The sequence below is a fragment of the Paraburkholderia sp. PAMB 6770 genome (genome assembly GCF_057748135.1).
Genome location: NZ_CM173239.1, coordinates 2687370 through 2700082, shown reverse-complemented (window position 1 = coordinate 2700082; position 12713 = coordinate 2687370). Strand labels below are relative to the sequence as shown.

Sequence of the window (12713 nt, the reverse complement as noted above, 5' to 3'; positions counted from 1 at the left end):
TTTCCAGTCCTTGAACTTATGAAACGCTATCTGTTTGCGGTGCTGGCGGCGGCGGTTGTCTCCACGTCCGCGCTAGCACAGGCTGTTCCCGATTCGATCGTCAAAAGCGCTGTCGAAGGCACGGTGCAGGCCATGAAAGCCAACCCGCAAGCGCGCAGCGGCGACATGGGCAAGATCACCCAGGTTGTCGAAACGCACTTCCTGCCGGCCACGGATTTCCGGCGCACGACGCGCATCGCGGTCGGCAAGGCCTGGACCACCGCGACGCCCGAGCAGCAAAAGCAGCTGTATGCGCAGTTCCAGACCCTGCTGGTGCGCACCTATGCGGAATCGCTGTCGCAGCTGCGCGACCAGGCCGTGACGTTCCGCTTCGCGCCGTCGAACACGCCCGCCGGCGCGAAGGACACGGTCGTGCAGTCGCACGTGCTCAGCAACGGCGGCGACGACGCAATCGACTACCGGCTCGCGAAAACCGACGCGGGCTGGAAGATCTACGACATCAACATGATGGGCGCCTGGCTGATCCAGGTCTATCAGCAGCAGTTTGCCGAGCAGCTCGCGAAGGGCGGCGTAGCCGGCCTGATCCAGTTCCTGACCCGGCACAACGCGCTCAGCGCGGGATAGCACCGGACACATCGGGGCCGCATGGCCCCGGCACGCCAGCAAAAAAGCGCGACGCCTGACCGCCGTCGCGCTTTTTTATTTGCCGGGCGGCGCACTGCTGCGTGCAAATGCGCCGGCCGCTTTCGCCGTCAGTGCGCCGCGGCCGTTTCGGCCTTTGCGCCCTTGCCGGTGCGCTGGATTTCCTCCAGCTTGATTTCGACGTGACGCGAGAACACATACTCGGCGGGGCGCTGCCGGTCGAGCGGGATGTCCTGGGCGAACGCGCCGGTCGTTTTCGGTCCGCGCAGGCTCACTTTCATCGCCTTCAGCGGATGGGCAACGGTATCCATCACCGCGGTTGCCTCGAAGCCGCAATGCACCATGCAGTCCGCGCACTTTTCATAGTTGCCGGTGCCGTAGCGTTCCCATTCGGTCGTCTCCATCAGCTCGCGGAACGTTTTCACGTAGCCTTCGCCGACGAGGTAGCAGGGCTTTTGCCAGCCGAACACCGTGCGCGCCGGGTTGCCCCACGGCGTGCACGCGTACGTCTGGTTGCCCGCGAGGAAGTCGAGGAACAGGCCCGACTGGCTGAACGACCAGTTCTTGCCGTTGTTGCCGCGCTTGAAGATTTCGCGGAACAGCTGCTTGGTCTTGTCGCGGTTCAGGAAGTGCTGCTGGTCCGGCGCGCGTTCGTACGCATAGCCGGGCGACACGGTGATGCCGTCGACGCCCATCTCCTTCACCGAGTCGAAGAACTGCGCGACGCGCTCCGGCACCGCGTCGTTGAACAGCGTGCAGTTGATGTTCACGCGAAAGCCGCGCCGCTTCGCCTCGCGGATCGCGGCGACGGCCTTCTCGTAGACGCCGTCCTGCGACACCGAGTGATCGTGCATGTCCTTGTCGCCGTCCAGATGGACGGACCAGACGAAGTACGGATTCGGCTGGTAGTCGTCCATCTTCTTTTCCATCAGCAGCGCGTTCGTGCACAGATAGACGAACTTCTTGCGTGCGATGATGCCCTTGACGATCTGCGGCATTTCCTTGTGCAGCAGCGGTTCGCCGCCGGCGATCGACACCACCGGCGCACCGCATTCGTCGACTGCTTCGAGACATTCCTGCAGCGACAGACGCTGGTTCAGGATCGGATCCGGATAGTCGATCTTGCCGCAGCCGTTGCAGGCGAGGTTGCAGCGAAACAGCGGCTCGAGCATCAGCGCGAGCGGATAGCGCTTGTTGCGCGCAAGGTGCTGACGCATGATGTACGCGCCAACCCGGACTTTCTGGAGCATCGGAATAGACAAGGCGTCCTCCTTAAACTTCGCGAGCGGCGAGCGGCTGCGTCAGCTTTGACGGCAGCTTGAACTCGACCTTTTCTTCCTGACCCGCCATCGTCGCGACGTCGACGGGTCCCAATGCGCGCAGCGCATTGATCACGTGTTCCACCATTTCTTCCGGCGCCGACGCGCCGGCCGTGATGCCGACGGTCTGCGCGTTCGCAAACCATTCCGGCTTCACTTCCGAACCGTCCGCGACGAGGTAGCTCGGCACGCCCGACTCGCTGCCGATCTCGCGCAGCCGGTTCGAATTCGAGCTGTTCGTCGCGCCGACCACGAGCAGCACGTCGACCTGCGCGCCCAGCTCGCGCACCGCCGCCTGGCGGTTTTGCGTGGCGTAGCAGATGTCGCGCGTGTCCGGGCCCACGATGTTCGTGAAGCGCCGCTGCAGCGCGTCGATGATGGCGCGCGTGTCGTCCACCGACAGCGTGGTCTGCGTCACGTAAGCGAGCGGCGCATCGGCCGGCAGATCGAGCCCGGCGACTTCGGCTTCGCTCTGCACGAGCAGCACCTGGCCGGGAATCTGGCCGATCGTGCCTTCCACCTCCGGATGCCCGGCGTGGCCGATCAGGATCAGCGTGCGCCCGGCGGCGACGTACTGGCGGCCCTGCACGTGCACTTTCGTGACGAGCGGGCAGGTGGCGTCGAGCACGTCGAGGCCGCGCTGCGCGGCATCGCGCTCGACGCTTTGCGCGACGCCGTGCGCGCTGAAAATCGCGACCGCGCCTTCGGGCACCTCGTCGAGTTCTTCGACGAAGCGCGCCCCCTTGCGGCGCAGGTTGTCCACCACATGCCGGTTATGGACGATTTCATGGCGCACGTACACCGGTGCGCCGTGTTGCTGCAACGCGCGATCGACGATTTCGATGGCGCGGACCACCCCCGCACAAAAGCCGCGGGGCTGAGCAAGAATGACTCGCATAGGCTGCCGAACTCCGACTGACGCAGGTTTCGAGGAAGTCGGTGAAAACGACTTTATCGCCGCGACCGTGATATTAATTGATGTCTTAAATCCGACGTAAAAGCCGGCAGACGAAAACCAGACGCGCATTCTAACGCTATCGGCCGGGCTTTGCTCTGGCAAAGCCCGCGCCGATACGGCCCTTGCGCGTATCCCGCAATAATGGCGCGCTGCAGTGCATCGACGGAGCCCTTAAAATAAAGGACCTTGCGGTTTGTGCTTACAAACGCATTACTGAATGTCGAGGCTTGCCGCATGGAAGCGGATCATCACGAAAACTTTCCGGTTGCCCGCGCCCTGCTGCCGAAGGCGTTGCGCGAGCCGATCGGTACGATTTACCAGGTGTCCCGCACGGCTGCCGAGATCGTCGAGGACACGCGCCTCGACGTCGCCGCGCGGCGCGCCCGTCTCGCGGATTTTCGCGCCGGACTCGACGCGGTGGCAAGCGGCCAGCAGGCGCCGGTGGACCCGTTGCTGTTCGGCAAGCTCGCGGGCGTCGTGGCGGCTCACGGGTTGCCGCTTGCGCCCTTTTACGACCTCGTCGCGGCGCTCGGGCAGGATCTCGACGCCCCCCGCTACGCGGACCGCGCCGCGCTGCTCGACTATTGCCGCCGTGCCGCGCACCCGGTCGGACAGCTGATGCTGCATCTGTACGGCGCGGCGTCGCCGGCGAATCTGGCCGACTCCGACGCGATCTGTACCGCGCTGCATCTGATCAATTTCTGGCAGGACATCGCGGTCGACTGGAAAGACGGGCGTCTCTACCTGCCGCTTGCCGACCTGCAGCGTCACGGCGTCACCGAGGCGCAGCTGGCAAGCGGGCACGTCGACGACGCGTGGCGCGCGCTGATGGCCGAGGAGGTCGCCTACGCGCGCACGCTGCTGCTGTGCGGCGCGCCGCTCGCGCGGCGTCTGCGCGGGCGCGCGGGCCTTGTGCTGTGCGGCATCGTGCAGGGCGGCCTGCGCATTCTCGAACGCATCGAGAAAGCCGGCTACGACGTGTTTCGCCGCCGCCCGGCGCTCGACGGCTTCGACTGGTGCCTCGTCGCGATACGCGCCGGGACCATGTGGCTGGCAGGGCGCGTCGGTCTGAATGTCGCATCGTGCGAGGGCCATTTCTGATGCTGCCGTTTCTGTTTGTTCTGTCCTGTGTGTCGTTGCTGATCTGGTTCGTGCTGCTGTTCCTGCGCGGCGGTTTCTGGCGCGCCCGGCCGGCGGCGCCGCTCGCGCGGGCGGCGCGCGACGCGTGGCCGGCCGTCGCGGCGGTGGTGCCCGCGCGCAACGAAGCCGATGTGATCGCGCGCGCGGTCGGCTCCCTGCTCGATCAGCGCTATGCGGGGGCGTTCCACGTGATCGTCGTCGACGATCACAGCACCGACGGCACCGCCGACGCCGCCCGCGCTGCCGCGTTGCAGCGCCAATGCCCGGACCGGCTGACGGTGCTCGCCGCGAAGCCGCTGCCGGCCGGCTGGTCGGGCAAGGTGTGGGCGCAGTCGCAGGGAATCGAGGCGGTGCGCTCGCTCGACCTCGCGGCCGACTACCTGCTGCTGACCGATGCGGACATCGGCCATCCGGCCGACGCGCTCGAACAGCTCGTCACCCGGGCGGAAGCGGAGCAGCGCGATCTCGTGTCGCTGATGGTGCGGCTGCGCTGCGACTCGTTCTGGGAAAAGGCGCTGATTCCGGCGTTCGTGTTTTTCTTCGCGAAGCTGTACCCGTTCGCGTGGGTCAACCATCCGCGCAACCGCACCGCGGCCGCGGCGGGCGGCTGCATGCTGGTACGGCGCACGGCGCTGGAAGAGGCCGGCGGGATCGAGTCGATCCGCGGCGAGCTGATCGACGACTGCAGCCTTGCCGCGCGCATCAAGCACCGCGGCACCGGGCATCATCCGATTCGCCTCGACGTCGCGGCGCACAGCATATCGCTGCGCCCCTACGACAGCTGGCGCGACATCTGGAACATGATTGCGCGCACCGCGTTCACGCAGCTGCACTATTCCGCGTGGCAGCTTGCGGGCACGCTCGCGGGCATGGCGATCATCTATCTCGTGCCGCCGCTTGCCGCGCTCGCCTATGGCGCGTCGTGCTGGCCGGCCTGGCTCGCGTGGGCGGCGATGTGCTGCGCGTACGCGCCGATGCTCGGCTACTACCGTCGCTCGCCGCTGTGGGCGCCTCTCCTGCCGCTGGTCGCGCTGTTCTATGTGGGCGCGACGTTCGCGTCCGCATGGCGCTACTGGCGCGGCAAGGGCGGCCAGTGGAAGGCGCGCGTGCAGGCGCCGGCGCAGCCGGATCGCTAGGCGCGCGGCGCCAGGCACCGGCAAGCGGCAAGCGGCAAGCGGCAAAAGCGAAAGGCGGCGCGTGAAGCGCCGCCTTTTTTCATTGCGTGGATTGTGCGAGATTGTGCCTGGTCGTGCGTGGCCGCGTGCTGGATTGCCCACGGCTGCCGCCGTGCCGCCGCGCCGGCGTCAGCGCTGCGTGAGCAGCATGTACATCTGGATGGCCACATCCGGCGACAGCGCGAACGGCACCCAGCCATGGCCGGTATGGCGCAGCAGCAACAGGCGGTCGCCGTTGGACTGCTTTTGCACGGCCATCATCGGATTGCGGGTCGCCGCGAAGCGCCAGCCGGGCGGCACCGACGCCGCGGGCTCCGGTTGCATCGACGCACGCGCGTTCGACAGCTCCTCGATCAGCTGGCCGATCTGCTCGGGGCGCAGCGACACGGTGTTGCCGGCGATCGTCATCGTGATCTCGTTCTGGCTCGGCCGGCCGACCGATAGCGTGAGCGGTCCTGGCGGCGGCGTATGCGCGTGGTCGGTGCGTGCATCGGCGGCTGGCGCTGCGGTGGCGGCTGCATCGGCGTCGGCGACGGCTGCGGCACCGGCTGCGAAGGCATCGGCGTCGGCATCGGCTGCGGCGTCGGCACCGGCTGCGCCAGCGACGGCCGCATAAGCTCCCGGCGTTTCGGCTGCCGGCGCATCCGCGACCGGCGTTTCGACGCGCGCGGCAGCGTGCGCGTCGTTTGCATCGGTTGTGTGGGCCGTGGGACGCGTCGCTTCATCCGCTGCCTGTGCGGGCGGTGCGGCGGCCGGCTGGCGGGATGCGTCTGTCGGCGCGGCAGCGTTCGAGGAGGGCGGCGCGGCGTGCGCGGCGGGGGCCTGCTGGGCCACGACAGCCTGGATGAGCTGTTCGACGCCCGCTTCGAGCGCGCCGAGCTGTTCGTGAAGGTTCATGCGGGGTTCTCGGATAAGGCCAGCGATTTTACCTGCTGCGCGCGCGCAGCGGCCCGCCGCAGCGGCGCCGACGTTGTAACAAAGTGCGTGCGCGTACCGCCCGGCATGGGCCGCCGGCCGCCGGGCCTCAGGGCTACATCAGGCCTTCAGGTAACCCGCCTCGGCGAACCAGGCGAGCGCGTCGGCGAGTCCCTCGCGATACGGCCGCGCGCGATAGCCCAGCTCGCGCCCGGCCTTCGCGGACGTGAAGTACATCTTGTTGCGCGACATCCTGAGACCGTCGATTGTGACGAACGGTTCACGCTTCGTCAGCTTCGCGACCGCCTCGGCGCCGAGCGCGAGCGGGTAGAGCGGCCAGCGCGGCAGCGCGAGCGTCGGCGCCTTGCGGCCGGTGAGCGCGGCGATGTCGGCGAGCATCGTCTGCAGCGGCAGGTTTTCGCCGCCGAGGATGTAGCGCTCGCCGATGCGGCCGCGCTCCAGCGCGAGCAGATGGCCGGCCGCGACGTCGTCGACGTGCACGAGGTTCAGGCCCGTATCGACAAACGCGGGAATCTTGCCGCGCGCAGCCTCGACGATGATGCGCCCGGTCGGCGTCGGCTTGATGTCGCGCGGCCCGATCGGCGTCGACGGATTGACGATCACCGCGGGCAGGCCGTCCTGCGCGATCATCCGCTCGACCGCGCGCTCGGCCAGCACCTTGCTGCGCTTGTAGACGCCGATGGCCTGCGCGGCCGCGAGCGGCGAGGTTTCGTCGGCCGAGGCGCCGGAGCTCGTCACCTTCAGCGTGGCGACGCTGCTGGTGTACACGATGCGCTCGATGCCTTCGCGCAGCGCCGCGCGCATCGTCGCCTCGGCGCCTGCCAGATTCGCGCGCTCGATCTCGCCCGGGTCCGGCGCCCACAGGCGGTAGTCGGCGGCCACGTGCAGCAGATAGCGCACGCCGCGCAGCGCGGCGCGCATCGACGCTTCGTCGCGCATGTCGCCAACGACGATGTCCGCGTCCAGCGTCTCGAGGTTGCCGCGCGGGCTCGTCGCGCGCACCAGCACGCGCACGTCGTAGCCCTGCTGCTGCGCCGCGCGCGCGACCGCCGAGCCGACGAAGCCGGACGCGCCGGTGACGAGGACGCGCCCACGATTCTGATCAGTCATTCTTTCCCATTTCGATCCATGACGGTGGTCGGATTGTACGTGGCGGCCCGCCTGCGCGCGACGCCGCGCGCCATTCGCGCAGGCTCGCGACGGCGCGGCTAGAATGCCGGCTTGAAAGTACGCGAGGAGGCGACAGCATGACAGGTCCGGATCTGGATGCGCGGATCGAAACGTATTACGTGCGCGTGCGCGGCACCGTGCAGGGGGTGGGTTTTCGTCACGCGACGGTGCGCCAGGCGCACGCGCTCGGCCTGCGCGGCTGGGTGGCCAATCTCGACGACGGCTCGGTCGAAGCGGTGCTGCAGGGGCCGGCCAACCAGGTCGACCGGATGCTTTCGTGGCTGCGTCACGGGCCGCCCGCCGCGCGGGTCACCGAGGTGAGCGGCGAGGAGCGTCCCACCGAAAAACGCTACGAGCGCTTCGAGCAGCATTGAACACGGCGGCGCGCCGCGTTACGCCGTGTCGCGCCGTGCCGTGCCGCGGCGGGTCACGCCGCGACGAGCAGGCTCTCCGCAAAGCCCCAGTCGTGCTCGAGCCACTGATGCGTGCAGGCGAAACCCGCATCGCCGGCAATCGCGCCGACTTCCTCGGCGCGATATTTGTGGCTGCTCTCGGTCCAGATCGTTTCGCCTTCGCGCAGCGTCACGGCGAGGTGCGCGTCCCGGACGCGCGCGCTCACCGCGCGCCGCGCGCGCAGATGCATCTCGACGCTGCGGGCGTCGGCGTTAAAGCGCGCGACGTGCTCGAACGCATCGAGCGGGAAGTCGCCGCCCAGTTCGCGGTTGATCCGTGCCAGCAGGTTGCGGTTGAACGCGGCGGTCACGCCGGCCGCGTCGTCATACGCGGCAATGAGGACCGGCACGGGCTTTTCGAGGTCGGTGCCGAGCAGCAGCGCGTCGCCGGGCGCCAGCATCGAGCGGATCGCGCGCAGGAAGCGCGTCGCCGCGAGCCGTGCGAAATTGCCGATCGTGCTGCCGAGAAACAGCACGAGCAGCCGTTCGCCGGGGGCTCGCCGGCGACTGACCTCGGCGAGTCCCGCCAGATAGTCGCGCTCATACCCGACGATCGAAATGCGTTCGATGTCGCCGAGCTCGCGCCGGCACAACTGCAGCGCACTGCGCGAAATTTCAATCGGGCAGTAAGAAGTCGGGCGTTTTTTGCACAGCGCTTCCAGGATGCGCCGTGTCTTGCGGCCGCTGCCGCTGCCCAGCTCTGCGACGGTGACGTCATGCGGCAGCTGCGCGACGATGTCGGCGGCATGCGTGCTCAGCAGCGACTCCTCGGCGCGCGTGACGCCATACTCCGGCAGCACCGTGATGGCTTCGAACAGCGCGGAGCCGACTTCGTCGTACAGGTATTTGGACGGCAATTCCTTCTGCGGCGCATGCAGGAGTCCGGCGCGCACGTCGGCGGCGAATTCCGGTAACGGGTGCTGCAACAGGGCTGGCTGGGTCATGCTGGCTCCAGTACTCGCTGTGCCGGCGCGCGGCGCCGGTGCGTGGATCGGAACGCGCGCGGACCGAAACGGCGCGCGTCGGGCGGAGGCGGACTGCGGGTCCGCGGTGACGATGGGCAAGCCGGGCATCCCGGCCCGGTGAAGCAAGAAACGCGCTTGCGCGGCGGCCTGACGCCGTCGATGCGCGCGCCCGGTGAATGGCGACGCAGACGCTGTGCCAGCATGCCGCGCCTCTATGACAACAGATCGGACAGCAGATCGCGCGCGATGCAGGATCGCACGGTATGCGGTCGCGCGTCATGTTGCGCTGCAGAATGGCGGCGTGCTTTCGGGCGAAGCGCACGGCGTGCTTGCGAGGTGCGAGGTGCGAGGTGCGGGGTGCGGGGTGCGAGGTGCGAGGTGCGAGGTGCGAGGTACGCGGTGCGAGGTGCGCGGTACGGGAAAACGCGCGGGCCCCAGGGGCCGCGGGCCGCGCTAGCAGCGCGCGACGCGTGCGCCCGCGCAGCCGCCGCCCGCGCGTTCAGGAGCCGCGGCGAGCGCCGGCGCCGTCTGCGTGGAGGCCGCTCGGGCCCCCCTGTGCCTCGATGGCCGCGCGCAGCGCGGGCCGCCAGCCGAAGCCGAACAGCAGTTCGGCCAGCACGAACAGCGGGCCGATCAGCAGGCCGATCAGGTCGTCGGCGAACGCGGGTTTGCGATGCTCGTAGGCGATATGCCCGACAAACTGGAATACCCATCCGAGCGCGAACAGGCCGATGCCCGATGCGAGCCACACGGCGGTCGGCTGCGCGGCGAGCCATTGCCCGCCTGCGACGCACAGGGCCGAGAACAGCGCCATCATCAGACCCAGCGGGACGTCGAGCACGAGGTAGTAAAGGGTTGCCGCGACGAACAGCAGCCAGGCCGGCGACACCGTCAGCGCGAGCGGCGCGAATAGCGCGGCGGGGCGACCGAGCAGCACCGCGAGCGCCAGAACGATCATCGGGATGCCGACGAAATGCGTGGCGATGTTGCGCCGGTCGCGGTGATAGGCCGCGTACTGGGTCAATTGCTGGGTCAGCGTTCTCATGGGTGACGCTCCTTGTGCAAAGTCATCATAATCGCGGGCATTGCCGTTCGACACTTTCGGGTAGCCGACAATTCGGTCCCGGCCGCCAGGTGCACGCTCATGACATCGCGTTTGTCCGAGGATCCGGATTTCCCGCATGCCGCGCTCGCGCAAAGCGGCTGGTTCCGCGCCGCGCCGGCTGACCTGCAGGCGCGCCTGATCGAAAGGGGCCGCGTGCAGCGGCTGCAGGCGGGCGAGCGGCTCTTCATGCGGGGCGCGCCCGACGACGGCCTGTACTGCGTGCTCGACGGGCTGATGCGCATCGGCGCCGCAAGCTTTGCCGGCAAGGAGGCGTTGCTGGCGGTCATCGAGCCGGTCAACTGGTTTGGCGAAATTGCACTGTTCGACGGACGCCCGCGCACGCACGACGCGTATGCGGAGCGCGATTCGGTGCTGTTTCACGTGCCGCGCGCACCGCTGGCCGCATTGCTGGACGACGCGCCGCAATACTGGCATGCGTTCGGATTGCTGCTCACGCACAAGTTGCGGCTTGCGTTCGAGGCGATCGAGGAGACCGCGCTGCTGCCCGCCGCGCAGCGCGTCGCGCGCCGGCTGCTGCTGATGGCGGGCGGCTACGGAACGGGCGCGTCGTTGCGGCACGTGCTGAAGGTGTCGCAGGAAGATCTGGCGATGATGCTCGCGCTCTCGCGTCAGACGATCAACCAGATTCTCAGGCAGTTCGAAGCAAATGGCGCGCTGAAGCTGGGCTACGCGGAAATCGAGCTCGTCGACGCGCGGCGGCTTGCTGCGCTGGCCGATCCGCAGGCGAAGCCGGGCGGTCCGCCGTGACGGCCGCTCATTTGATACGGAAAACTAAATAAGGCGAGCCCTTGGGCTCGCCCTGCATAACGGCGTATCCGGCTTCGATGGGACAGCGCGACGAGCCGGTCAACGCCGAAGACCCGACACCTTATTGTGCCTGCGTGGTGCCGGTTTTGGCGCCGGCGGTCTGGGCCGGAGCGGCGCGGCTCCCCTTCCCCGTGTCCTGCGTCATCGCATGCTTTCCGGTGTGAGCGGCGCTGGCCTGTTTCTTCGCGCCGATCTTGTGAGCCTTGTGGTGAGCGGTCTTTTTCGTGTGCGCGGCTGCCGCGTGCTTCGCGGGTGCTTTCGCCTCGGCGCCGGCCGGCGGCGTGCCCGCCGGCGCTGGGGTCTGCGCGAACGCGGTGGTGACGAGCAGCGTGGAGGCGAGCGCGGCGAACATCTTCTTCATGGTTTCACTCCTGGAGGACGCGACTGAAAAGGATCAGCGCTGCCGGTTTAACGTGAGGCCGAATCCGGCAGTTGACGGTGTCGCGGTGACAAAACGTAACCGCCGCAAGCATCCGTTTCAGCAGCGCGATGCTGTGCCGCGTGATCGGCTTGCGCGAGGAGCAGGAGTGCGCGTCGCCGCGCGGCGCGCTCAGAAGGCGCCGATCGCGTCGCGATAGACGTCGGCCGTTTGCGCGGCGACGAGTGCGTGATCGAAGTGTTTGCGCGCGTAGCGCCGGCACGTGCGGCCGGCGGGGGTGAAGCGGTCGCCGCGCAGCGCCTCGGTGATGCCGCTCGCGAGCGCCTGGTAGCCGCCCGAGGACAGCACCAGTTCCTCGCAGAGCGGCGCGACGGTTTCGGCGAGGCCGCCGGCCGCGGTCACGAGGACAGGCGTGCCGGTGGCGAGCGATTCGATCGCGGTGAGGCCGCAGTCCTTCATCGCGACGGTCGGCACGACCGTGAGATCGGCTGCGCGGTAGTAGAGCGGCAGCACGTCGTCCGTCACGAAGCCGCGCAGGAACACGTGGCGTTCGAGGCCGCGCGCCGCGATGCGCGCGCGCAGTGCCGCTTCGTTGGGCCCGGTGCCGACGATCATCACATACACGTCGCGCACCGTCTGCCGGACGACAAAGATTGCGTCGATCAATTCCTCCAGTCCGACGCCCGCCAGCAGCGGGCGCACGCACAGCAAGGCGGGCCGGTCGTGCGGAACCTGTAGCCGCTTGCGCGCGGTCCGGCCGTTTGCGCGCACCGCGTAGCGCGACGGATCGATGCAGGCCGGCACGATGCGGATGCGGTCGGCCGGGACGCGGTAGCGCAGATTCAGCACGTCCCCGGCTTCGAGCGACTGCACGATCAGCCGCGTGCCGCCGTGATAGATGAAGCGTTCGAGGCCGTAACGCAGCGCGCCGAGCAGCGCGACGCCGTGCTGGTTGCGTACCTCGTCGGCCCAGGAGCCGTGAAAGTGCACGACGCGCGGTACCCGGGTGAACTGGCCGAGCATCGGCACCGCGCGCTGCGCGGCGTGCAGCGCGACCAGATCCGGCTTGTGCGGCGGCGCGGCGGGTTGCGGCGCGCTCGCCGGTCCGGCGCGCTGGCCGGGTCCGGGCAGCACGAGCGGCGGCGTGTCCGCGCGAGCGCTCGCAGGCGCGAGCCGGCTTGCATGGCCCGGGCTGCGGACGTTGACGCCCTGGCCGGGCAACGCTTCGACGAGTGTATGGAGCACGCGTTCGAGGCCGTCGGGCCGTGCGTGCGAGCGGTCGATGCCGACCTGCAGCGAGTCGATGGGCGGCTTCATGCGAGCGCTCCGGGCGAGCGGGAAGCGGAGGCTGCCGCGGCGCGGCCGGGGCCGATCGTGCCGCGCGACCGGGACGGAGGCGTCTGTCCCGGCGTATCGCGGATGCGCGGAGCGGGCAGTCGACAGGGCTGTACGGACCGGTTCATTGCGATACCTGGCGGGAGAGGGGCGGACAGCGCCGACGCGGCGGCATACCGCGCGTGGACGCTCTCGAACGGTACGGCGGCGACCGGCGACATTCCGTGTGCTAACGCACAAAAATGCGCAGGGGGAGGCGCGGGTGATGAGCGGGCGGGGAGGGGGCGCTGAAGCGATGTCCGGACCGGC

The 12713-nt window shown here is 68.7% G+C and carries 13 protein-coding genes; 5 read left to right on the top strand and 8 right to left on the bottom strand.

The genetic code is table 11. The features are described 5' to 3' along the window. Positions 1-18: 18 nt before the first annotated feature. A complete protein-coding gene (locus AC3AP7_RS29635; RefSeq protein ID WP_487363854.1) occupies positions 19-624 on the top strand; it encodes an MlaC/ttg2D family ABC transporter substrate-binding protein in 606 nt (201 codons plus the stop codon). A gap of 128 nt (positions 625-752) precedes the next feature. Here the strand turns inward: AC3AP7_RS29635 and hpnH are convergent, their stop codons facing one another. Continuing rightward, positions 753-1904, bottom strand: coding sequence for an adenosyl-hopene transferase HpnH (gene hpnH / locus AC3AP7_RS29630; protein ID WP_487363853.1), 1152 nt, complete (start codon positions 1902-1904; stop codon positions 753-755). Between the two features lie 10 nt (positions 1905-1914). Then, positions 1915-2859, bottom strand: coding sequence for a 4-hydroxy-3-methylbut-2-enyl diphosphate reductase (gene ispH / locus AC3AP7_RS29625; RefSeq protein ID WP_487363852.1), 945 nt, complete (start codon positions 2857-2859; stop codon positions 1915-1917). 294 nt (positions 2860-3153) lie between these two features. Here ispH and hpnC point away from each other — a divergent pair, with 294 nt between their 5' ends. Both hpnC and AC3AP7_RS29615 read left to right on the top strand, forming a co-directional pair. Beyond that, on the top strand, positions 3154-4020 hold the full coding sequence (gene hpnC / locus AC3AP7_RS29620; protein ID WP_487363851.1) for a squalene synthase HpnC: 867 nt from the start codon (positions 3154-3156) through the stop codon (positions 4018-4020). Next, positions 4020-5195, top strand: coding sequence for a glycosyltransferase (locus AC3AP7_RS29615; RefSeq protein WP_487363850.1), 1176 nt, complete (start codon positions 4020-4022; stop codon positions 5193-5195). Before hpnC ends, AC3AP7_RS29615 begins: the two co-directional genes overlap by 1 nt. A 168-nt stretch (positions 5196-5363) precedes the next feature. Here AC3AP7_RS29615 and AC3AP7_RS29610 read toward each other — a convergent pair whose 3' ends face one another. Together AC3AP7_RS29610 and hpnA are read right to left on the bottom strand one after the other, a co-directional pair. After that, on the bottom strand, positions 5364-6131 hold the full coding sequence (locus tag AC3AP7_RS29610) for a hypothetical protein (RefSeq protein ID WP_487363849.1): 768 nt from the start codon (positions 6129-6131) through the stop codon (positions 5364-5366). 138 nt (positions 6132-6269) lie between these two features. Continuing rightward, the gene (gene hpnA / locus AC3AP7_RS29605) at positions 6270-7280 is read right to left on the bottom strand and encodes a hopanoid-associated sugar epimerase (RefSeq protein ID WP_487363848.1); all 1011 of its coding nucleotides are present in this window, start codon (positions 7278-7280) and stop codon (positions 6270-6272) included. Positions 7281-7417: 137 nt separating this feature from the next. Here hpnA and AC3AP7_RS29600 point away from each other — a divergent pair, with 137 nt between their 5' ends. Next, a complete protein-coding gene (locus tag AC3AP7_RS29600; RefSeq protein WP_487363847.1) occupies positions 7418-7714 on the top strand; it encodes an acylphosphatase in 297 nt (98 codons plus the stop codon). Between the two features lie 53 nt (positions 7715-7767). Here AC3AP7_RS29600 and egtD read toward each other — a convergent pair whose 3' ends face one another. Both egtD and AC3AP7_RS29590 read right to left on the bottom strand, forming a co-directional pair. Further along, positions 7768-8736: an L-histidine N(alpha)-methyltransferase gene (gene egtD / locus AC3AP7_RS29595; protein ID WP_487363846.1), complete on the bottom strand. Its 969-nt coding sequence runs from the start codon at positions 8734-8736 to the stop codon at positions 7768-7770. A gap of 520 nt (positions 8737-9256) precedes the next feature. Further along, a complete protein-coding gene (locus AC3AP7_RS29590) occupies positions 9257-9802 on the bottom strand; it encodes an Mpo1 family 2-hydroxy fatty acid dioxygenase (RefSeq protein ID WP_487363845.1) in 546 nt (181 codons plus the stop codon). 99 nt (positions 9803-9901) lie between these two features. Here AC3AP7_RS29590 and AC3AP7_RS29585 point away from each other — a divergent pair, with 99 nt between their 5' ends. Continuing rightward, complete coding sequence (locus tag AC3AP7_RS29585; RefSeq protein ID WP_487363844.1) at positions 9902-10630, top strand: Crp/Fnr family transcriptional regulator; 729 nt, start codon at positions 9902-9904, stop codon at positions 10628-10630. 121 nt (positions 10631-10751) lie between these two features. On the opposite strand, the gene AC3AP7_RS29580 is transcribed toward AC3AP7_RS29585, so the two are convergent. Both AC3AP7_RS29580 and AC3AP7_RS29575 read right to left on the bottom strand, forming a co-directional pair. Further along, positions 10752-11051: a hypothetical protein gene (locus AC3AP7_RS29580; protein WP_487363843.1), complete on the bottom strand. Its 300-nt coding sequence runs from the start codon at positions 11049-11051 to the stop codon at positions 10752-10754. Positions 11052-11240: 189 nt separating this feature from the next. Continuing rightward, entirely contained in the window at positions 11241-12386 is a 1146-nt protein-coding gene (locus AC3AP7_RS29575; protein WP_487363842.1) for a glycosyltransferase family 4 protein, read from the bottom strand. Between the last annotated feature and the right edge of the window lie 327 nt (positions 12387-12713).